Below are 25,209 nucleotides of genomic sequence, written 5' to 3'. Positions count from 1 at the left end.
AAACTGGCCCATCATTCAGGTTTACCTAGCATAGAAACACGAAAGCCCGATACCGCACTCGTTATCGGGCTTTGTAGATCTTTATTGAGCTATGTTGTATCGCCAGAAATTAGTACTTAAGAAGTACTTTGACATCGCCAGTAAGTGCAGCTTCATCAACATAACCAATCGCGTTCGTGTTTGAAGCGACTTGATTGATTACGGCACTGTAATCAGCAACTTGGACCGGCGCTTCAGCTTTACCAGTGAACACTAAGCGAGCCCAAGCGGATTGCAGTTGGGACTCTGAACGACCCGTTGCTACTTCATGAAAAGCAATACGACCTTCAGCGCCATCAACAAGCTCAACAATTTGAACTTTACTGCCATTACCCAGTTGGTTTGATTTACCCATGAATAATTTTTTCACATCAGCATTGGTTAACGCATCAACACCTGCGCTATTGCCGATAACAACCATACCCGCAGCAGTATTAAACGAAATAAACGTTGCTGCCATAAGCGTTAGTAACTTTTTCATACTGATACCTTAGAATACGAAGTCTAACTTAGCTGAATACAAGATTGAGTCATCTTCAAAGAAATTGCCTGTTGCGAAATATGTACCGACTGTTTCGATATTCTCTTGGAAGCCGCCGCTAGTACCTTTGTAGTCAACGTAAGTAACATCAACTTTAAGTGACATATTCTTAGCAAAATCCCAACGTGAACCAACAGAGTAAGATAGACGCTCGTAGTTTAAAGCCTCTCTAAGAGCAGACTGAACGCCTGTCATATTAGTACGCTCTTCATTGTCAGTCGTTTCTACCCAGTTGATTGATAAATAAGGAGTAAACTCATTGACTCTATAGCCAACTAAAGCAGAAATAGATTGATAGTCATAGAACTCACCATCTAGCTGCACATCCGCACCTTCGATGTTAGCGATTAAATCACCGTTGTCATACTGTGCACCAAGTGAAATAAACTGACCGTCTTTACTGTCTAACATTTTGCCCATTCGACAATATGGGTCAGCAAACAAACTATCGTCGTTAAAGTTACAAGATGGGTTCGATTCAGCAACAAAGTAAGAACCACGGAACGTCATATCCCCTACGTTCCAGTTCGCACTCACACCCATCAATTTGTCTAATTTAACTTCGCCAACAATAGAGTCGTCTTCGTCAATGGTGCCAACACCAATAACGGGTTGAATCAATAAACTTGAATTATCGAATTCTACTGGGATCAAGAGATCAGCACCGGTATAGCTTTTTAAAACGATATTTTCGTACAGCTCTTGCGAAGGACGAATCATCGGATAAGCGTAACCAAGATCCGTGTAATCTGAGTAGAAAAACAGCGGTAGGCGTAGCTTACCAGCACGAGCAGTAAAACGTTCAAAGTCGTATGATGCATACGCCATCTCGATCTTTGGTTCGTATTCATAACGACTATTCGCAACAATCTGCGTTACAAATTTAGCTTTCTCATTCACATTAAAGTCAAACTGAAGTCCAGCAAGCGTCTCTTGCTCCCATTGCAGATTATCGCTGGTGTATCCCGCATAATTGACATCATTGTTCGCTTTACCGATTCCAACCGAACCAAAACCACTAATATTAATATCTTCCATACTTGCAGCATTTGCACCACAAGCAACACTCACCAAAGCAGCAATTAGTGTCTTTTTCATAACGAACTCCACAGTTATGTTTTAGTTTTTATTATTTTCAGCCCCAAATTCGAGGCAAACTCCGCTGTTCTTCTTGGTGAAAATCAAGAAAAACGTCACTTAAAAAAACAGCAGGAAGAATTGAGGAAAGCTAACGGATCTTAAAGTGACCCGTTAGTTCAGATAGGTTTCGTGTGATTTTTTGAATATCCTGAGCGACTGAATCCACTTGTTGAACACTGTCAGTAGTACCTTCAGCCATATCACGGATATCCGTTACAAACATTTCAATACGAGAAGAGGTTTGTTCTTGCTCTTCAGTTGCCGATGCAATGCTATCGTTACGTTGACTAATTTCCATCACATCATTGGTGATCTGAATAAGAGATTTCTCCGCCACCAACGACTGTTCAACACAATTCTCAGCTTTGATTGCACTTTCCGAGATAATTTTTGACGCCATTTTAGCTTGCTCTTGCAGCTGAGACAGCACGGACTGGATCTCTTGCGTAGAGCTTTGTGTTCTTGATGCTAATGTACGAACTTCATCAGCCACAACAGCAAAGCCTCTGCCCTGCTCACCCGCTCTGGCCGCTTCGATAGCCGCGTTTAATGCAAGTAGGTTAGTTTGCTCTGCGATCGCGCTAATTGAATCTAGTATCGATCCTGCACTTTGCGTATTGGTATCGAGTTGCCCAACCACTTGAGAAGCTTGACGTACATCTGTGGTGAGTTCTTGTACCGCAAGAATAGTACTCTTGACTTGCACTTCGCCCATAGACGCTTGCTCGCTCGCACTTGTAGCAGACAAAGATGCATCACTTGCATTGTGAGCAATATCTTTAGCCGCGCTAAATAGCTGCTGTAACGATTGGGATACTTCTTCAATAGCCAAGTGTTGATTCTTGGACAAAGTGCGCGTGTTTTGGCTTGTGCTCACTAAAGAACGCGAAATAGAATCCAACGCCACCACGTTTTCAATGGTGTCTGTCACATTACGTTGTAAGTGAGAAACAAATGAATTAAACGAATCAACTAGTGGTTTAAGTTCATCGTTTTTCTCATGCTTCAGCCTAACTGTTAGATCACCTTCGCCTTCTGCTATGTCTCTCATTTTGTCACTGATATTGGCTAAGTCTTTACGTATTGCATAGACAACAAACCAGCCAAATAAACACAATGAAATCAATGCAGCAACACCAAGCACTCTCATGATCCGGTTTGAACGAAGATTGTTTTCTTCAAGGGAAGTTACCGAGCTTTCGAAATCAGAAATTCGAGCCTCGGAAAAGTCATTAACCCCTTTGGTTAAACCTTCTAGTATTTCACTGCTCTGTTTAGCCAGTTGCCCTGCTTCACTTAATGAAATATCTTCGTCAATCATTCCTTTAGCTATTCGATACGCTGAATCAAAGTAAGCTTTCGTACTTCTTTGAAGTTCAGTAATCGAATATTTTATGGATGGATCTAACTCAGACTGCAGTTTAAAGTTCGCAATAATCGCCTTGTATGTTGTGACGTTCATTGCCAATAATTCTTCATCACCCAACGTCACCGCTAAATTAAAACGTTCGGCGAGTTGAGGTATTAACACTCGATTCATCGAAGATGAGTCCATTATCGGATAGATAACTTCATCAATTCGATTTACTTGTTGATTGTTATTACTTAAGGCCCTTTCGCCCACAAATAAAATACTACTGAAGCCAGCAAAAGAAAAAAGGCACAAAGCCAAAACTTTATTTTTTATAGAAAGGGAAAACATCAAATATCCTTATAAACGGAATAATATACCGTGTCTTATTTGTAAGAATACTTGCGGGTGTACGCGGCTACAATTCAGATAAAGCATGATTACCATAAATAATTTCGATTAAACACATAAATACGGTAAATCATATGCACCTAGATTTGTAACAGTTATTAGCGCTTAGCATCAAGACTTCTATCGCAGACCAAAAGCTATGGACACTAAAACTCAATTCAATTCAATTCAATTCAATTGCTCTTTTAACCCGTGAATAACTAACATAGAAGCAATAACATCAAGTGGTCTCATTAAAGAATACGCCATCTTGACAATGTGCAACTTGACACCTAAATTGACCTTATAATCGAATTTTTGGGAATGACAATTTGACCTTATCGCCAGACCTAAGGGTTTTGATTGTAGACGACTCTAAGAGCGCCACCATTCTTATCAAACAGCAGCTAGTTGGTTTGGGGATTCCGCATAGAAATGTTTTCATTGCGACCAACTACCAACAAGCGATCAAAGCAGTCGAAAGTCACTCTTTCCATGTCCTTCTCATCGATTATCATCTAGAACAATCTTTCACTGGATTTGAGCTGCTAGGGATTCTCTATCGAAACCGACTGATCGATCATACCGTTGCAATTATATTGCTCTCTGGTGATATGCGTCAGGAAACGGTATTGACAGCTTTATCCGGCGAAGCGCACCACTTTATTTCTAAACCAATCAATACACTTGCTCTTGGAAAGAAAATTCAAACCGCCGTCTTTGAAGCAAAGCAAATTAGCCAGCTTACAAACCTATATCCAATCAATAATCAAGTAGCACTCAATTCAGCATTAAACATTCCAGGAAAGGATACCAAGGTACAGTTCGAAGCAACGCTTATCGAACACTTGATAGCACGCAAAAAGTGGGAATTGCTCTCATATTTACTTAATAAATCTGGAACGAACATGCATCCAACCAAACTGGTAGCAGAAGCTTTAATTTTGGACGGGTTGGGTAAGCCAAAGTCAGCCATAGACAAACTGCACAACTACCTTGTTGCGCAGCCTCTTTCTTTGAACGTGATTGATTGTTTAAGCTGTATTTACGAAAAACACCAGATGTTAATACCAGCGTTAAAATTGGCGATACGAGCCTTTGAATTAACACCGAGCATCAGCCACCGTGCGATTCGCGCCATCGATTTAGCTGAGAACGTCGACAATACTCAAGTTCTGATCAAGTTAGGGGAGATTTACGCTAACAGTATTTCATTAGCAGACCTCGACGTTATTCACTCTATATCGACCTATTTCAACGCGTTGAGAGCAACATATGAACGAGAAATGCATGTAACCAACAAAAAATTGTTGATAGAGCATGCAGGACAATTTACGACACAGGTTAATCTAAAACTACCAAATCACTCGCAAAATCAAATACTTTCAAACCTAGCGATTTTCCATTGTCATATTCTGATATTCGAAAAAAATGAAAAACTTGCTCATCATAAATTGGTAAAAGCGACTACTTTGCTTTCTCATCGTTTTTACGATGGCCCAACGGATTTACTCAACCAATTGTTACCTTTACTAGATCACTTTGGGGAATACTCTATGTACCGTGCAGTGACGAAATGTATCCTATCTCGCGGTGATCCTGTATTGCATCAAATTCAACCAGCAACACTGTCTCCTTCCACTTTGATAAACCTAGAAAGTGTGGATTCAGTAAATGACCTTAAGAACTATATTCACAATTACCCATATTCTGTAGCCGCTAAACTTGACTATTTATATGCTGTAAATAAAACTCAAATACAAGAACAACTTAGTGACGATTTCGTACAAGAAATCACCCAACTAGAACTTCCAGAAAAATGGAAGACATGGGTTAGCGACTTATCACTCAAGGGGTTTATCACCAAGCCACCTTGCCCATTTCCCACAATCAGCCGACGGGAGTCTATATGCTAGATTTTGACGCTTTAAACACCTATTTAGACAATGACCAAGAAGTCATTTTTGCAGTATTGTCTGTGTATCAAGAAGATCATGGCAACTCATTAGACGAGATAAAAGAGTTGGTACAACAACAAGATTGGGGCAAGCTTCATTTTACAGTGCATACTTTAAAAGGCATCTTAGCCAGTTTCGGCGAAGAAACGGCCACGGCGGCCTTGGAGCGAGTCGAGCAAAACACGCTCAATAAACTCGCACCTAAAGATGAGGATCTGTCCGTAATCTACAGCGAAGTGAAGATCATCAACAAACAGATTGATGAGGCGCTTAGCGCTTATTAACAGGCTCAATGTGCAACTAACCCGTTATTATCTTCTAGTTGTTCAGATACTCGATAGAATTAAACGAGCTAATAGAGTTTAAACTTGACTCGTTACACTTATCAGCAGGACAAGATAGAGAGTTGAAGTATTCTAAGTAGAACCTTAACTCTTGCCACTTTCTTTGACGCTAGCCTTCAAATCACACAAGCTATAAACGGCTATAAATTCACACCACCTATCTGGGAACACCAACGCATAGCTCACGCGTTATAACCCATGCATGTTCATGTTTTCAATGAAAAAGCAGTACATTTAATGAGATGCAAAATAGCTAAATATTTGTAGATCTTTTTGTGACAGGAGTATACGAAATTGCATTTTATTTATTGGTAAACGAGAAACTGTTATCTACACTCTAATAAAATCGAGCGTTAATCACTCAGTAGCATAATAATAAAATAAAACGTTCAGTCGGCTAAATAAGGACAAGGAAATGAACAAAGACAGTTTTGCTGCGTTCCAGGAGCTCACGGATCACCCTCCTACTAAAGGCTCATTGACTACCACGACTGAACCCTATGCGTATTATCTAAAGGATCTTGTGGGCATTGACCTTCTATCTCGTGAAGATGAAGTGTATTACGCTAAATTGAATTGCGCTGGTGATAAAAAAGCGCGCGATGTAATGATCGAATCAAACTTGCGCCTAGTTGTAAAAATCGCAAAAAGTTACCTAAAGCGTAAAGGTAATAACTTCACTCTGCTCGACTTGATCGAGGAAGGTAATATTGGCTTGATCAAGGCCATCGACAAATACGACCCAGAACCCGGCTATCGTTTTTCAACCTATGCCGTATGGTGGATTCGCGAAAACATCGAAGCCGCATTAATGAATAAGGGTCGGACTGTCCGCTTACCGGCTCATGTGTGCAAAGAAATTAATAGCCTCGCATCAAAGAAGTTAGATATAAGCAAAAAAATGAGTAAAGAAGTTTCTATCTCAGAGCTATCATCAAGTTCTGGCGTTAAGGTTGAGCGTGTCGATAAATTGGTGGCGTTAAGCGGATTTATTGACGTAACAACAACAGTAGGCATTAGCCATGCTCCACTTGTGTTGGAACAATGCGAAAGCGAATGCATCCCCGACCCTCAACAAGACTGTGAAGATCAATCATTCACACACGCGCTTGAGCAAATCATCAACACACTGCCACCGAAATTGCAGAAAGTGCTCATTCACCGCTTTGGTTTCTTTGATAACAAGGTGAAAACACTTTCGGAGGTGGGAGAAATGTTGGATGTAAATGTGTCGAATGAACGTGTTAGACAAATGCAGAAAGAAGCGATCGAAAGAATTCAAAAACGACTGAAATTTGATGGCTGGGTCTAAGCAATTAAGAACACAAAACTTAGCAACTAGAGCGCTGAATAGCTAGATTAGACATTTAAAGAACAATCATAAGGGTGAGCTTCAAAGCTTGCCCTTTTTGTTTGCCTACTTCGTTAAAACGTTTGAACGATCAGAAGTATATAAAGCAAAGTGCCATTTTGTTGGCTAAACAGTCTTACAGAGAAACATAGGAGTATTGATTACTTCAAGAAGTAACACGTTCACTGCGTAAAATAAGGTAATTCACATAGGTAGTTTCAAGGCAGTTTTGTTCCCACAAAGACAAGATGCGCTTAGTTGCAAAGTAATAGTCTTTATTCCTCAATAACATGCCAACCGTACGACTTAGTTTCTCAAACCGTACTTGGTCGCTTGCCGAAATATAATCGTCTTCACTTTGAATAATCGGAGCCAAACCATCGGCAAACCAATTGTTCAGAATTTCTCGCATCTCTAACTCAGATTCAGGCACATCGATACTCGACAACTCTCGATGTTGAGGTGGTGGCACTATGTATCTAGATGATTGTGGTGAACTGACATATCGATACATGTCGTCCCTCCTTTTAACTGACTCTTCTAATAATTAAGGACACTTTTATTCGTTCACAAGTTTTAATGTCCAGTTTTTTATAGCAGTTTTTAAATGAGAATAATGAACAATAAATGACAAATAAAAAGCCATGCAAACCCTCTCTGCATGGCTTTAATAAACGCAACGTTATGCGCCTATTTGCTTCTTAGTTCAAAAGACGACTGAACTCATTGGGTTAAATTTGGCTTTGGTCTAAGTCGTTGCCTTGATCAGTTCCAGTTTGAGAATCTGAATCGAAGCTGCCAGAATCGTCGGTGAAGTCAACACCTTGCTCTTGACCACCTGAACTTGTCCAGTCGCTGCCGCCAGACTCCATACCTGCCATGTCCGGTTGCTGTTCTTGCGTCGAACCTTGCATGGTGTATTGATCGTCGATCTCAACTTCAACAGAACCGCTTGCACCGTCTATTGAGCTACCCAAATCATCGTAACCTTGGAATTGCACCTCGCTAGTACCTTCGTACCCTTCTGGAAGTTCTACGGATACAGGCTGATCTAGGTTGCCACTGATTGTGAAGCTACCATCACCGTTATCCAGTGCGTTGCTCACAGTAGCGCCTTCAGGTAAGCCAGACATATCAGCGTAATCAACCGATTCGTTACCACTCACCTCATCTGGAACCGAGATAGAAATAGTATCGCCCGGTGCCGCTGTAACATCAGCCACGCTGTTCTCGACTTCAGTTTCAACATCTTGAACTTGGTCAACAGTTTGCTGAACCACATCTAGTTGTTGCTCTTCTGTTACTTGAGCAGCTTGAACTGGTGGTTCATCACTTTGTGCTGAGTTATCGGCTACTTGGATGCTTAAGCTGTGGCTTGATACTTCGCTGCCATCGTTGACTTCAACATTCATCGCTAAATTGCCATCGAAGTCTTCGTTTGGCCAGTATGTCCACTGACCTTCGCCTGATTCAGCGAAGAAGCCTGCATCATTCGCGTCGGCAACATCAGCAACTTGTGCAGAATCACTCACACCTAACTCATCCACCAGCTGTGACTCTGTGATGATTAATGAACCATCACCCGCTAAGACATAGCCTTCGCTTAGGGCTAATTCTTCGGCGTCTTGTATATCAACATTGAAGAAGCTTTCGATACGGTTTTCGCCATCGGTCGCTATAAATCCAACTTGAACATCGCCGGTGTAGTCTTCAGCCGGTGTGAATTGATAGTTACCTTGGTTATCGCTCTCAATTACGCCCTGACCTTCCATCAAGCTTACTGACTCAATGCGAAAGCTATCGCCTTCTGCATCGCTCAGGTTCGCTAACATGTCTTCATCAGTGAACGACAAGGTTGTATCCGCTGCTATTTCAGTGGTTGTGATGCTGTTAATTTCTGGTGCTGCATTCTCTCGCGAGTCACCTTCTTTCACGACTACGCCAGTTTGCTCATCATGAAGCACGCCGTCTTTATCAATCACGTAAGCAATGTCTGCTTCGCCAGTAAAACCTGATGCTGGCGTGAACGTCCAGGTGCCATCGCCATTATCGACAATCTCACCTTGGCTTCGGTCTGCTAGATGAACCAGTTTCACTTCATCATCGCTATCAGCATTCACATTCTCAGCTAAACCGATTAGGTCATCAGCGGTTAGGATGATGGAATCACCCGCTACAGTTTCAAAGTCACCTGAGTCGATGCCATCCTCAAACGCTTCCGGCTCATCTCCATAATCAACCGTTGTTGCGCTTACAGTTACGAAGAACTCGCCATGGAAGTCTTCTGGAGGCGTCATTTGAATGTTCGAGATATCCCAATCAAATAGGTCGATGTATTGACTTGGTTCGGTGATCATCACGGTATTCACGCCATCCGTCACCTCAAATCCAACCGGAAAACCTGTCATCACCAAGTTACTGAGTGTTTCTGAATCATCGACTAAGCCAACGTTCAATCCTAAGTGACCCGTTTCATCTTCACCGAAGACTAATGGACCGTCATGGTCAGTTGAAATAACCGCACCATCTGCGGCAGGACGTACGTACACAGGAACATCGAGAACCGTTTCGAACTCACCGTCACTTACGACAACTTGTAGGTCTGAAACGCCTGCAAAGTCACCCGTTGGTGTGAATGTCCAAGTACCATCGCCGTTGTCTGTTACTTCTCCGCCATCTTCACCGTCTGCGGTGATGATGCGTGAAACCACAAGGTCAGCGGTATCAATGTCACCGAACAAGTTCATCAAGTCGCCAGCATCAAAGGTGAACGCGCCATCTTCGTTTGTGGTCATCATTGCGTTGCCGACGTTAAATGGTGCGTCGTTAACCGGAATGACATCCACATTAAGCGAGCCATCAACCACTTCTTCACCATCAGTTGCTTGATAACCCAGTTCTACCAAGCCATTGAAGTCTTGAGTAGTCACTAAGTGATACATGCCATCTGGCTGCTGAGTTAAGGTCGCATTGGCTGGAGCACGAACCGTGATGCTTTCGATGCTGATCTCGTCACCATCAAGGTCTGTGACTTGATCCGCGATGTAAGCAGGGTCAATCACCATGACCACATCTTCTTCGCCTTGCATCTCAATCATTGGCGCTTCAGGTGCATCATTCACTGGCGTGACATCGATGTTACCGTCGACTGAAATTGTCTCTTGGCCATCACTAACGTTAAACGTCATTGGCACATCGCCATTGAAATTTTCGTTTGGCGTAAATGACCAAGTACCATCTTCGTTGTCTAACAACTCACCCAAGCTAGGATCGATTTGTAGACCAGAAGCTGACAGCTCGTCTGCGGTGTTATCGATGTCGGTAGCTTGAGCTAACAACATATCTTGTGTGATAAGAATGGTGCTGTCTTCGGCTGTGGTTAGTTCCACTTCCTCAGATTCTGGTCCATCGTTCACAGCCAGAACTTCGATACCTGCCGTTGTTGTTGCAGTCGCACCGTCGTCATCGGTCACGACCACATCTAAGCTGATATCACCGTTAAAGTTCTCACTCGGCGTGAAGGTCACAGTCCCGTTATCGTTTTGAACCAAGGAGCCGTCAGAGCCTGAATAAGTCACGCTTTCAAGCGACACTTCACCATCAACGTCTGAGCTATTAGCAATCAACTGCTCAGGGCTCAATGTGATGGTGCCATCTTCGTTCATTTGGTAAGACGTTGCGCCTGCCACTGGTGCATCGTTAACGTCTGTTACCGTTACGTCGATGTTTGCATCAACCGTCTCTGTACCGTCAGATACTGAGAAGTCCAGACTTACTTCACCGTTGAAGTTATCGTTTGGAGCAAAGGTGTAAGTGCCATCGCCATTGTCGGTAAACACACCCTCTGCGCCAGTGTAAGACACATCAGCAACTGAAAGCTCATCACCATCAATATCAGAAGCACCCGCTAGCAGTTGCTCGTCTGTAAAGGTAAGTGAACCATCTTCTTCAATGGTGTAAGCGACATCTTCTACAACCGCGATGTCATTCACTGGATTCACAGTAAGGTCGGCCGTTGCAACAACCGTTTCAGTACCATCAGAAAGGTCGAAGCTAAGGTCAATATCACCATTAAAGTCGGCATCCGGTGTAATAGTAAATGAACCATCATCGTTTGCCGTAACGGTAGCGTTATCACCCGCGGTTAGATTAGCCGCGGTAAGATCATCGCCGTCCAAATCCGATGCTTGAGCAAGCAGTTGTTCTTGGCTTAGCGTGATTGAACCATCTTCATCGACTGAGTAAGCCAAGTCACCTGATACTGGTGCGTCGTTGACGGCAATCACTTCAATACCAGCCGTTGTTTCAGCCGTTGCGCCATCGTCATCAATAACCGTCACATCAAGGTTGATGTCGCCGTTAAAGTTTTCGTTTGCTGCGAAGCTGTAAGTGCCATCACCATTGTCAGTGAAGATACCGTCCGCGCCAGAGTAGGAAACGTCGCTAACGGATACATCACCTTCAATGTCTGAGCTGTTCGCAATAAGCTGCGCTTCAGAGATGGTAATCACGTTATCTTCGTCAACGCTGTAGGTCGTTGAACCTGCAACTGGCAAGTCATTAACAGCAATGACGTCGATACCTGCAGTTGTTTCAGCAGTTGCGCCATCTTCATCCATTACAGAGACATCAAGACTGATATCACCGTTAAAGTTTTCGTTTGGAGCAAAGGTGTAAGTACCATCACCATTATCAGTGAACACACCATCGGTGCCGCTGTAGCTGACATCGCTGACAAACACTTCCCCTTCAACATCTGAACTGTTCGCCAGTAGTTGCGTATCGCTTAGGGTAATGCTGCCATCTTCTTCAACACTGTAAGCAGTGGTTCCAGCAACCGGTACGTCATTAATTGGGACAACTTGCACATCAATGTTTGCCGATACAACATCGGTACCGTCACTGACATCGTAAGTTAGGTCAACGTTACCATTGAAGTTCTCGTTTGGAGCAAAGGTATAAGTACCATCGCCATTATCCGTGAACACACCGTCGGTACCTTCGTAATTAACCGATTCGACAGAAAGGTTCTCGCCATCAATATCCGTTGCACCAGCCAATAGCTGTTCATCAGTAAAGATCAACGACCCATCTTCATTAATGGTGTAGTCGTGGTCGTAAATAACAGAAAGGTCGTTAACGGCTGTAACGGTGACGTCTAGTTCTGCTGGAGTAACACCACCGTTGCCATCGTCCACGTTATAGCTAATCGAGAATTCACCGTTGAAGTTCTCTTCAGGAGTGATGGTGTAAGTGCCGTCACCATTGTCAGTGATAAGCGCGTTCTCAATTGAGACGTCTCCAACACTTGGTTCGTTACCACCCGTTTCACCAGAGTCTCCATCTTCATCACCCGTTAGCAACTCAGAGATATTAATGCCGTTTTCATTCGCGAGCGCTTCTTCAGCCGTTGGCAAATCAAACGCATTCTCGCTGCCTACATCTTGGCTTGGAACTACAACACCATTAACGATATCAAACACATGCCAATGCTCACCCGTTGGATTGTCAGGCAAGTCTGGAGTAAAGGTCTCAACCAAAGTATCGCCAACAAACACCTGAACCTGCACATCTTCAACACCATCTACATCCCAACTTCTGTTGGTGTAGTTGTGTACTGAATAGTGCATGTCAGCATCTTGATAATTTGGAATAGTGATGGTTTCAGGGCCACCGCCATTTGTGTCATCAACATCTTGTTGGACGACATTGCCTTCACCAAGGTCGTGGCTCATATCGCGGTAATAGATATGGTCTAACTCATTGCCATTCTCTGTATCGTAAAGCCATAGGTGATTATCCATATCACGAGGGCTCTCACCCCAGGTCACGACGATACGCATATCTGTTTCTTCAAGGACTTCAGATATTGCGGTTACGCCACCATTGGTATCTTCACCTGCTGGTATAAGGAAGCTGCTGGTAATAGAGCCTTCTTGTTCAATAGTTACGGTACCTTGGTCAACAACTGGACCACTCACAGAGTAGTGACCAAATTGGTCTGTCACCGTAGTGTATGAGTGACCGGCGTTATCGGTCATTGTGACGTCTGCACCAACGACTGGGCTACCCGTTTCAGCATCCAGCACCGTACCGGTTACGGTCGTTTCATCGCCCTGCTCTCCGATAATTGCGGTCATGTCATCGTCTTCGATGTCAGTCGCGAATTGTAGGAGTTCTTCTTGAGTAATGGTGTACGAACCATCTTCTTCAATGGTTATCGCAACATCAGCAGAAACAATTGGCGCATCATTAACTGGATCAACCGTCAAACCTAAGTTAGCCGCAATCGGTGTGTCACCATCGCTGATACTGTAAGCCACATCGATGTAGCCATTGAAGTTTTCGCTTGGAGTGATCGAGAATGTGCCATCGCCATTATCGACAATCGTTGCATCATCTCCCACCAAGGTTAAGTCGGAAGCGACAAGATCACCACCTTCAATATCAGCGGCATTCGCAAGTAGTTGCTCCTGCGTGATCGTGATGACATTATCTTCATCAACGTTCGCGTAAACATCAGATGTCGTTGGCAAGTCATTAACTGGGTTTACCGTCAGATCGGCGTTTGCCACAATTGACTCTGTACCATCCGAAATATCAAAGCTTAGGTCGATATCGCCATTGAAGTTCGCATCTGGCGTTACCGTAAAGGTGCCATCACCATTATCAACAACGGTTGCATTATCGCCCGCACTTAGGTTGCTTGCCGTAAGCTCATCACCATCCACATCAGAAGCTTGAGACAGCAATTGCTCTTGATTCAGAATAATCGAGCCATCTTCATCAATGCTGTACGCCAAGTCGCCCGATACTGGTGGATCGTTAATTGGCAAAACATCAATACTTGCGCTGGTGGCAACTGTCGCACCGTCTTCATCTGTCACCACTACATCGAGGCTCACATCACCGTCGAAGTTTGCATTCGGTGCAAAGCTGAATGTGCCGTTACCGTTGTCAGTAAAGATACCGTCAGCGCCTGTATATTTAACGCTATCAATCGCCACTTCACCTTCGATATCAGAAGCGTTCGCCAACAGTTGCTCGGCACTGATGGTGATAACTTCGTCTTCGTTGACAGAGTAGCTGGTTGAACCCGCGACTGGTGGATCATTCACCTCAAGAACAGTAACTCCAGCTGTCGTTGCTTCCGTTGCCCCTTCTTCATCGGTAACAACAACATCTAGACTCACTTCGCCATTGAAATTTTCGTTTGGCGAGAAGGTATATGTACCGTTACCGTTGTCTTCGAATACACCATCGGCACCGCTGTAAGCCACACTATCAATCGCAAACTCACCTTCAATATCTGAAGAGTTCGCTAGCAATTGTTCGTTACTGATCGTGATGGAGTTATCTTCATGAACCGTGTAAGACGTGCTGCCCGCCACTGGTGGATCGTTCACCTCAAGTACACTAATACCCGCGGTGGTTGCTTCAGTTGCGCCCTCTTCATCGGTAACGACAACATCAAGGCTAACTTCGCCGTTGAAGTTTTCATTTGGCGAGAAAGTATACGTACCGTTACCGTTGTCTTCCAAGACACCATCGGCACCTGTGTAAGCCACACTGTCAATCGCGACCTCACCTTCAATATCTGAAGAGTTGGCAAGTAACTGTTCGTCACTGATAGTAATTGAGTTGTCTTCATGAACCGTGTAAGACGTGCTACCCGCAACAGGTGGATCGTTCTCTGGTGTCACGCTCACATCAATATTGGCTTGAACCGTATCGGTACCATCTGATACATCAAAACTGAAGTTCACATCACCATTGAAGTTTTCGTTTGGCGCAAAGCTGTAGCTTCCGTCGCCATTGTCAGTAAGAACACCGTCGGCGCCAGTGTAAGTCACACCTTCAACCGATAGGTCATCCCCATCGATGTCTGTCGCACCTGTTAGCAAGTCTTCGTCAGTGAAGTTCAAGACGCCATCTTCACCAATACTGAAGGCTTGATCTTGTGGTTGTGGTAAGTCATTAACCGGGTTAACAGTTAAGTCAGCGGTAGCAACAAGTGTGTCTACCCCGTCGTTGATGTCGAACGTTAGGTCAATATCACCGTTGAAGTTCGCATCTGGTGTGATGGTAAAGCTACCGTCATCGTTAGCGGTAACCGTCGCATCACCATCAACCATTAGGTTGGAAGCGGTTAAGTCATCACCGTCTACATCATTCGCTTGAGATAGAAGTTGCTCTTGGCTCAAGGTAATCGAACCGTCTTCCTCAACGCTGTATGCCAAGTCTCCTGATACTGGAACATCATTGATTGGTAAGACATCAACCGTAATATGAGTATCAACTTGAGCGCCGTCTTCATCTTGAATGGTCACATCTAACTGTACTTGGCCATTGAAGTTTTCATTCGGTGCAAAGCTACATGTGCCATCACCATTGATGGAGAAGATGCCGTCTGGGCCATCGTAGTTAATCTCGACGAGCTGTACATCACCTTCGATATCAGATGCGTTCAATAGAACTTGAGTCTCATTGAAGGTCAGTACAGAATCTTCATCGACAGTGTATGACGTTGGACCAGCCACAGGAGGGTCGTTTACCTCAAGGACTGTAATACCCGCGGTAGTCGATACGGCTGCATCGTCTTCATCCACAACAACCACATCAAGGCTAACTTCGCCATTGAAGTTCTCGTTTGGAGAGAAGGTATATGTGCCGTCACCGTTGATTTCTAGAACACCGTCACTGCCACTATAGGTAACACTATCAATCGCTACTTCCCCTTCAATATCTGAAGAGTTCGCTAGCAATTGTTCGTTACTGATCGTAATGGAGTTGTCTTCGTGAACGGTGTAAGACGTGCTACCCGCCACTGGAGGATCATTCTCTGGCGTCACGCTGACATCAATGTTAGCAGTTACCGTATCGGTACCATCTGATACATTGAACGAGAAGTTCACATCGCCATTGAAGTTTTCGTTTGGCGCAAAACTATATGTGCCATCGCCGTTATCTGTGAGAACACCGTCTGCGCCAGTGTAAGTCACACCTTCAACACTTAGGTCGTCCCCTTCAATGTCCGTTGCACCCGTTAATAGGTCTTGGTCATTGAACGTTAACACACCGTCTTCACCAACTGTGAACGCTTGGTCTTGCGCTCCTGGACCATCATTCACTGGTGAAACGGTTAACTCAAGATTGGTAGAGACAACATCATCACCATCCGATACATCAAATGTGAAGTTAACATCGCCATTGAAGTCAGCATCTGGCGTTAATGTGTAAGTACCATCACCGTTATCGGTAATCGTAACGCTCTCATCATCAGTTGCTAAATTCAGAGCGGTCAGCTGGTCGCCATCGAGATCACGAGCATTAGCTAACAAGTCTTCTTGCGTAATGATGATAGAACCATCTTCTTCCACAGTTGCAGCAACAGGAAGTGCTTCAGGTGCATGTTCAATGTGGGCGCCTGTCGCGTTAATGTAGATGGTTTGAGAGACCGTTTCAGAATCATCATTCGATAGCTCTGTTGCGGTTGCGGTTACATGAACTTCAAGCTGCTCGTTGAAGTCTTCTGGTAACTGGATTTGTAGCGCATTTTCGATTGCCGTTGTTGGTAAGTTCACCGTACCATCAGGACCAACCGTCACTTCACCGCTGTAGATTTGGCTGTTCACTTCACCCACATCGATTGTGAAGTTGAAGTCCGTGTAGTCAGCGTCACCACCGCCATACAAATCTTCAAAGCCGTAAACCAGCTCGCCGTCTTCATTAACCGTCGTACGAGTATGTTCGATACCATCTTGGTTTAGCTGAGAGCTTGAACCACCATGGAAGATCGCGTCACCGTTCTGCCCTTGCACTACGGTTTCGGTTCCATCTGCAGCAACAAAGACAAGTTGAGGATCAACCGTGTCCATGTTCGCTGGTGAACCATCCGCTGCACGGAACTCGTACTGACCGTCTTGCATCGCGTCAAAGTCATTGTGTTGATGTCCGTTTGGAATCAAGAACAAGTTGAAACTCTCACCTTCCTCGACTTGGAAGCTGAACTGATCTTGCCCAGGAACAAGGTCACCACCGCCATCAACTTGTGATGCGTTTTCATAAACGACTTCAACACCCGTGATGTTACCGTCTTCGTCAACTTTGTAGTAACCCGCGGTGTTTTGGTAACCTGCGGTTTCACCTTCAAACGTTACAGTGATTTCAGTATCGTTGTAACTGGTGATACCGTTATCTTGGTCATTCAGAACGCCTTCGTTATCGTATTGGATGACAGAACCTTCCGGCACACCATCAACCGTTACAGTCAGTGTTTCTGATAGATCTTGGTCGACAAGCGCCGCTGCAATGTTCAGTTCAACAATGCCGCCAGGCTCAACCAAAATAGCTTCATCATCAACGTTAACGCCGTCGCCATCGGTAATCACAAGATCTGGCGCATCCGCGACCGCTTCAATATGAACGTTTAGGTCTTGCTCTACTTCAGTTGTGCCATCGGTAACCGTAAAGCTGAACTGTAGGTCACCACTAAAGTGCTCTTCAGGAACAAAGCTGAACGTGCCATCGCCGTTATCGGTGACTGTGCCTTCATCGCCAGAATAATTGATACTGGTAACGCTTAAGTCATCACCATCAATATCAATCGCACCACTCAACAGATCTTCTTGAGTGAACAGGATGCTGCCATCCTCTTCAATGTGATACATGCCTGGAGCAACAATTGGAATGTCATTCACCGGATTAACGGTCAATGTCATGTCATTAGATGTGCTTAGCTCTCCGTCACTTACCTCATAAGTAAATGCAATATCACCGTTGAAGTTTTCAGAAGGTGTTACTGTGTAAGTACCGTCACCATTGTCTACAATGCTGGCATTTGGATCATTGGTTTCCAGCGCACTCGCAAACAGCTCATCACCATCTTGATCGCTCGCGCTTTCCAACAACATCTCTTGTGTAACGAGAATTGAACCATCTTCGTCGACATCTGCAACCATTGGCGTCGCTTCTGGCGTGTCATTGACGAACTCAACTTTTAGGTCAATGTTTGCAGCCACCACGTTGGTGCCGTCACTCACATCAAACGTTAAGTCAACATTGCCGAAGAAACCCTGCTCTGGCGTTAATGTGTATGTACCGTCACCGTTGTCCGTGACTTCTACCGTGTCGCTCGCGCTAGTCACATTCACAACAGACAGCGCATCGCCTTCAACGTCTGTCGCTTGTGCTAATAGTTCAGCTTCGGTAATGGTGATTGCTTGACCATCTTCCGTTGTGAAAGACATGTCTGGAACGTCTGGCGCATCGTTGATTGGATTTACGATCAGGTTAAGATCGGCTGCCACTGTCTCAATTGCGTCAGTGACATCGTAAGTGAACTCAATCTCACCAAAGAAGTCTGCACTTGGTGTGATTGTGAAGCTACCGTCTGAGTTTTCTACAATAACCGCATTTGGATCGTTGGTCGCAAAGTTAACCGCTTCAAGGTTGTCACCATCGACATCGGTTGCATTCGCCAACAAGTCCTCTTGCGTAATGGTGATTGAACCATCTTCATCAACCGCCGCTTCAATTGGGCCGCTAACTTCAGGGCCTTCGTTGACAATTTCAACGTCGACTGTTGCAATGCTTGGCGCGCTTGCTTGACCATCACTGATATCGAAGGTCAGATTCACTTCACCAGAGAAGTTCTCTGCAGGCTCGAAGGTGAAGGTATTATCACCGTTATCCGTTAAGGTACCTTGCGTTTGGTCTGCAAGTAGTAGGTTTTCAACATGAAGAATGTCACCATCAACATCGGTCGCACCAGACAATAGGTCTTTCGCTTCGATGATCATGGAGCCGTTTTCAAGCATTTGGGTGTGTAGCGGCTCACCTGGAACAGGAATATCGTTGACTGGTATAACTGTTAGATCTAGGTGCGTTGCTACTTCATCGGTGCCATCGAAGACTTTGTAATCGATGTCGATTTCACCATTGAAGTTTTCATTCGGCATGAAGGTAAACGTGCCATCGCCGTTGTCGACCAAGTCACCGTGATCACCACCGTAAGTGATGTCAGAAATAGACAGCGTATCGCCTTCCACATCTGTAGTGTTCGCCAATAAATCATCAGCACTGAAAGTAATACCTTGGTCTTCGTCTGTCGATAGCACCATTGGACCAGAAACGATTGGTGCATCATTCACCGACTCGAAGTTAATGTTAATGATGTTGTCGTCGGTCAATTCACCATCGGTAACTTGATAACCCAGTTCGATTTCACCATGGAAGTTTTCATCCGGTGTTACCGTCCAAGTACCATCACCATTATCAGTCAGTGTTGCATGCTCTGAGTTTTCACCCACCAGCTCTAGATTTTGAATATCAAGGTCGTCGCCATCAATATCAGAGGCTTGTGCCAGTAACTGTTCTTCTGTAATCACAACAGAAGCAAACTGAGCAGAACCTTCCGTATCGATAGTGATATTTGGAAGATCAGCCGTTAGCTCGATTTCGTTGTCACCCGCATGGATGTTCAACTCAACCGTTTCAGTGATTTCAGAACCGTCTACACCAATCGAAGTAAACACGGCTTCATCATGACAGGTTTGTGACACTGTCATGTTTTGAACGACGTAAGTACCATTTCCTTGTACCGTACCGAGTTCAAAGTAAGACACAGGTTCAGAGACGGTAAGCGTGTAATCAGTCTCATAACCACCACGATCTTCTTTGTGGTAAGTCATCGAGTCAATTAGGTCGCCATCCTCATTGAATGCTTTGATTTCTACTTCTGTAAAGTGACGTGAATCTTCCATGAACCAACCACCTAAACCATCTAGGTGGAAACTGATTTCGTTGATGTCTTGGCCTTCAACTGAAACAGTCAGTTTTTCATCACCACTCAGCCCTTGGCGATCGGTATCACCAAGGCCGTGACCAATGTGTGTGTTACCATTCCAAGCGCCAAGTGGATCATCGTTACTTTGAACCGTTACCGTTAAGTCGCCATCCGAGAACTCACGCGTGTATGGGTCTACTTCTGTGCCCCAATCGTCTACGCTCGCATTATCGTCGAAGGTACCAATTTGCGTGGTATGTGTTCCTTCAGCCAGAGCACCCTCACTTGGAACAAAGCGTACTTCTGTATCAGCAGGCACTTCTTGTCCGACTTCCAGTACTACCCACTCATTGTCAAGATTTGCTTCGATGATGCCGTTTTCTGGTGCTTGATCCAGGCGTAGTGCCGGCTCTTCACGAAGCGTCACACCAACCGTTTGGTCTTCTTGTGCTTGAATGAAGATTTCTTCGCCCGCTTCTGGCGCATCATTAACTGGGTTAACCGTTAAGTCGAGTGTGGTTAGAACTTCATTGTCACCATCACTGATGCTGTATGTAAAGTCCAACTCGCCATTGAAGTTCTCTGTGTGCGTGATGGTGAATGAACCATCGTCATTAGTAACAATTGTTGCGTCTGGATCGTTGGTTTGTAAGTTAGATGCCGTTAACTCATCACCTTCAACGTCAGTTGCATTCGCAAGTAACTGCTCTTGAGTAATGGTAATTGAATTATCTTCGTCTACCTCAGCCTGAATGTCCGAAGTTTCAGGTCCATCATTCACAGCAATAACATCGATGCCAGCGGTTGTTGTTGCGGTTGCACCGGCTTCATCAACGACAACTACGTCTAGTGAAATATCACCATCGAAGTTTTCATTTGGCGTAAAGGTGTAAGTACCATTACCGTTATCAACAAACGAACCGTCGTCACCAGCGTAAGTCACGCTCGATAGAGCAACGTCACCTTCAACATCGGAAGAGTTCGCTAATAACTGCTCATCACTGATCGTGATTTGGCCATCTTCTTGAACTGTATAAGACGTTGAACCTGCGACTGGAGGATCGTTCTCTGGCGTTACGCTGACATCAATAACAGCAGCCGTTGAGCCTGTGCCATCAAAAACATCGAATGAGAATTGAACCTCACCATTGAAGTTCTCGTTTGGAGCAAAGCTGTATGTGCCGTCACCATTATCACTAAGAACGCCGTCTGCGCCAGTGTAGAGCACGTTTTCAATCGACAGTTCATCACCATCAATATCTGATGCTCCTGCGAGTAGGTCTGCGTCTGTAAAGAGTAGTGTGCCGTCTTCTTCAATTGAGAACTGTTGATCTTGCGCTTGTGGCAAGTCATTCAGCGGATTCACGGTAATGTCTAGGCCAACTTGAACTGAACCACCGTCGTTATCGATGATATCGAAGTTCAGGTCTAGGTCACCGTTGTAGTCTGCGTCTGGTGTAATGGTGTAGCTGCCATCGTCGTTTTGTTGGATGGTCGCGTTTTCATCGGTCGACAGGTTAATAGCTTCTAGGTTTTCGCTATCAATATCACCCGCTCGAGCTAGCAATTGATCCTGGCTCAGAGTGATCGAGCTATCTTCATTAATGGTATAAGCCAATTCACCAGAAGTCGGTGGATCGTTGATAGGTAGTACATCAACATTAATATGAGTATCAACCGTTGCGCCGTCTTCATCTTTAATGGTCACACCCAGTTGAACTTGACCATTAAAGTTTTCATTGGGTGCAAAGCTACATGTACCATCACCATTTACGATAAAGATTCCGTCCGAGCCGTCGTAATTGATGCCGACTAGCTCTACATCGCCCTCAACGTCAGAGGCATTCACTAAAATCTGAGATTCGCTGAATGTAAGAACAGAATCTTCATCAATGGTGTAAGACGTTGGACCTGCAACCGGTGGGTCATTCACTTCTAGAACGGTAATGCCCGCGGTGGTTTCATCAATCGAACCATCTTCATCAGCAACAATCACGTCAAGGCTAATATCACCACTGAAGTTTTCATTAGGAAGGAAGGTATAACTGCCGTCACCGTTGTCTTGGAACACACCATCTGTGCCGCTGTAGGTCACGCTATCAATCGATACCGCGCCTTCAACGTCAGATGAATTTACTAACAATTGCTCATCAGAAATAGTAATGGCATTGTCTTCGTTCACCATATATGAGGTAGAACCCGCAACTGGCGGATCGTTCTCAGGCGTGACGCTAACGTCAATGTTGGCGCTGACTGTTTCTGTACCATCAGACACATCGAAACTGAAGTTCACATCACCATTGAAGTTTTCATTTGGCGCAAAGGTATAAGTACCATCACCGTGGTCGGTCAGTACGCCATCGCCACCTGTATAGCTAATACCTTCTACGGTTAGGTCATCACCATCAATATCGCTCGCACCAGTCAATAGATCGGCATCAGTAAATTGCAGCGTACCGTCTTCCTCAATACTGAATTGTTGGTCTTGAGGAGCGGGTAAATCGTTAACTGGATTAACAGTAAGATCTGCAGTTGCTTGAACCGTGTCAGTACCATCATTGAGGTTGAATTGAATATCAATGTCACCATTGAAGTTCGCATCTGGTGTAATGGTAAAACTACCATCATCATTAGCGGTTACTGTCGCGCTACCATCAACCGTTAGGTCGCTCGCAGTTAGGTCTTGGCCTTCAACATCAGACGCCTGAGACAGCAACTGTTCTTGGCTCAATGTGATTGAACCATCTTCGTTAACGTTGTACGCCAAGTCACCCGATACTGGCGCATCATTAATTGGCAGAACATCAACATTGATGACAGTATCAACTTCTGCACCATCTTCATCACGAATAGTCACATCAAGCTGAACTTGGCCATTAAAGTTCTCATTCGGAGCGAAGCTACAAGTACCATCGCCATTAACCGAGAAGATACCATCTGGGCCATCGTAGCTAATACCAACAAGCTCAACGTCCCCTTCAACATCAGAAGCATTAAGTAGCACTTGCGATTCATTGAATGTCAGTACTGAGTCTTCATCAATGGTGTAAGACGTTGGGCCTGCAACTGGCGGATCGTTCACTTCAAGAACGGTAATTCCAGCGGTTGTGGCATCGGTTGCACCTTCTTCATCGGCAACCACTACATCTAGAGCGATTTCACCATTGAAATTCTCGTTTGGTGAGAAGGTGTAAGTACCATTACCGTTGATTTCAAGGACACCATCGCTACCCGAGTAAGTCACGCTGTCTATGGATACATCACCTTCAATATCTGAAGATGTTGCCAATAGTTGTGCATCAGAAATGGTAATCGAATTATCTTCATTCACCGTGTAAGACGTTGAACCCGCGACTGGCGGATCGTTCTCAGGAGTCACGCTAACATCAATGTTTGCAGATACGGTATCGGTACCATCAGACACATCGAAGCTAAAGTTAACCTCACCATTAAAGTTTTCATTTGGCGCAAAACTGTATGAGCCGTCACCATGGTCTGTCAGTACCCCATCAGTCCCTTCATAACTGATGCCTTCAACCGTTAAATCATCACCCTCAATATCGGTTGCGCCTGTAAGCAGGTCTGAATCGGTAAATTGTAGAGTTCCATCTTCTGCAATACTGAACTGTTGATCTTGAGGAACTGGTAGGTCGTTAACTGGGTTAACCGTAAGGTCTGCTGAAGCTTGAACTGTGTTAGTACCATCTGAGATATCGAAGTTGATATCGATATCGCCATTGAAGTTCTCATCTGGCGTGATGGTGAAGCTGCCGTCGTCGTTTTGAGTAACCGTCGCATCACCGCCAACTGTTAGGCCACTAGCAGTTAGGTCATCGCCTTCCACATCAGACGCTTGCGATAAAAGCTGCTCTTGGCTTAGACGAATCGAACCATCTTCATCGACTGAGTATGCTAGGTCGCCAGATACCGGCGCATCATCAACCGCTGCCACACTTACATCAATGTTCGCAGACACCGTATCGGTACCGTCAGACACATCGAAGCTGAAGTTTACGTCGCCGTTGAAATTTTCATTTGGCGCAAAGGTGTATGTGCCGTTATCGTTATCGGTAAGAATGCCGTCGCCACCATCGTAGGTCACACCTTCAACCGTTAAGTTGTCGCCTTCAATGTCTGTAGCACCTGTTAACAGGTCCGCATCAGTGAAGATGAGTGTGCCGTCTTCTTCTATTTCAAAGGTTTTATCTTCTGGTACAGGCGCGTCATTAATAGGACGAACCGTTAAATCAATTGCGCTGCTTACGGTATCTTGGCCGTCGCTGATATCAAAAGTTAGATCAAGTTCGCCGTTAAAATCTGCAGAAGGAACAACCGTGAAAGTGCCATCACCATTATCTTGAACCGTTGCATCTGCGCCGACTTGAACGTTAGAAGCAACCAGTTCATCTCCATCAACATCACTTGCGTATTCGAGTAATTGTTCTTGAGTGAATGTTATGGAGCCATCTTCATCCATGATGTATGCCAGGTCTTGTTCTACTTCTGGCGCATCATTTTCACTTTCTACTTGGATTTTGAACGTTTCGCTTACTGTTTCAGAATCAAAGTCATCCTCTACTTCACTGATGCTCTCTTCATCAGAAGCTTGAACATCAACTGCAAACGTCTCTTCTATCGTTTGTGAATCTAAATCGTCATTAGCTTGTTGCTCACCAGAATCAGAAGAATCAGCGTTAAGCGAAGCAGATGTTGTTGCTGCTTGACCTTGCCCTTCATTACCTTCCGCATCTGTCCCACCGTCAGAAGACGTGCTTTCTCCACCACCTACAGCTTGAGCCCCTGCTCCTGAGCCGCCACTCCCAGCTGTGGCACCATCTGTGCCTGTCTCTGTTGCTGCACCATCAACCACGTTAGATTGAGCAGCATCTGAATCACTACCGCTTTCTGTTGTTTCTTCTTGAACAGCCGCGCCAGAAGCAGAGGCATCTTCAGCATTGCCTGCACCACTCGGGTTATCTTCTAAAGCCTGGTTTATTTCGTCTGCCGCATCCGTATTTTCAGCACCCGTCGCTACCGTCGACGCAATCGTATTTTGTTGATTTTGTTGATTCTGCTGTTGGGAGGGCGTACCCGCGTCGTTCGTGTCCGTCTGTTCTACCGCGTCATTGAGATCTTCATTTTGGTTGTTTTGGTTATTTTCGCCTGCCATTACAGCCTCCGTTGCTACTAGCTAACTGATCGTATTTAGAGGCATTAAAGGACACCATTTTGGAAAACCAAGTTTTTATACAACTTTTTTCATATTTTTGTTTTTATACATAAAGAATCAAAAAAAATTTGAAAACTG

General features: G+C 44.7%; 8 protein-coding genes. 3 read left to right on the top strand and 5 right to left on the bottom strand.

Annotated features, from left to right (window positions below; all coding sequences use genetic code 11):
* Positions 1-109: 109 nt before the first annotated feature.
* The 3 genes from OCW38_RS17520 to OCW38_RS17510 form a co-directional block, all read right to left on the bottom strand.
* Positions 110-520 (bottom strand): type 2 periplasmic-binding domain-containing protein, encoded by a 411-nt coding sequence (locus OCW38_RS17520; protein ID WP_010429368.1) that lies wholly within the window; start codon positions 518-520, stop codon positions 110-112.
* 9 nt (positions 521-529) lie between these two features.
* The gene (locus OCW38_RS17515) at positions 530-1,678 is read right to left on the bottom strand and encodes a hypothetical protein (protein ID WP_016797994.1); all 1,149 of its coding nucleotides are present in this window, start codon (positions 1,676-1,678) and stop codon (positions 530-532) included.
* 130 nt (positions 1,679-1,808) lie between these two features.
* A complete protein-coding gene (locus OCW38_RS17510) occupies positions 1,809-3,422 on the bottom strand; it encodes a methyl-accepting chemotaxis protein (protein WP_016788221.1) in 1,614 nt (537 codons plus the stop codon).
* 371 nt (positions 3,423-3,793) lie between these two features.
* Here OCW38_RS17510 and OCW38_RS17505 point away from each other — a divergent pair, with 371 nt between their 5' ends.
* From OCW38_RS17505 to OCW38_RS17495, 3 genes are all read left to right on the top strand, one after another.
* The gene (locus tag OCW38_RS17505; RefSeq protein WP_016784196.1) at positions 3,794-5,377 is read left to right on the top strand and encodes a response regulator; all 1,584 of its coding nucleotides are present in this window, start codon (positions 3,794-3,796) and stop codon (positions 5,375-5,377) included.
* Complete coding sequence (locus tag OCW38_RS17500; RefSeq protein ID WP_010429358.1) at positions 5,371-5,703, top strand: Hpt domain-containing protein; 333 nt, start codon at positions 5,371-5,373, stop codon at positions 5,701-5,703. The genes OCW38_RS17505 and OCW38_RS17500 overlap by 7 nt, the downstream gene beginning before the upstream one ends.
* A gap of 475 nt (positions 5,704-6,178) precedes the next feature.
* A complete protein-coding gene (locus OCW38_RS17495; RefSeq protein ID WP_016788220.1) occupies positions 6,179-7,075 on the top strand; it encodes a sigma-70 family RNA polymerase sigma factor in 897 nt (298 codons plus the stop codon).
* A gap of 205 nt (positions 7,076-7,280) precedes the next feature.
* Here the strand turns inward: OCW38_RS17495 and OCW38_RS17490 are convergent, their stop codons facing one another.
* On the bottom strand, positions 7,281-7,628 hold the full coding sequence (locus tag OCW38_RS17490) for a hypothetical protein (protein ID WP_102386649.1): 348 nt from the start codon (positions 7,626-7,628) through the stop codon (positions 7,281-7,283).
* A 217-nt stretch (positions 7,629-7,845) separates the two neighbouring features.
* The gene (locus OCW38_RS17485) at positions 7,846-25,071 is read right to left on the bottom strand and encodes a tandem-95 repeat protein (protein ID WP_261896348.1); all 17,226 of its coding nucleotides are present in this window, start codon (positions 25,069-25,071) and stop codon (positions 7,846-7,848) included.
* Between the last annotated feature and the right edge of the window lie 138 nt (positions 25,072-25,209).

This window comes from Vibrio cyclitrophicus (assembly GCF_024347435.1).
Lineage (GTDB): Bacteria > Pseudomonadota > Gammaproteobacteria > Enterobacterales > Vibrionaceae > Vibrio > Vibrio cyclitrophicus.
This window is presented reverse-complemented; position numbering and strand designations above follow the sequence as displayed.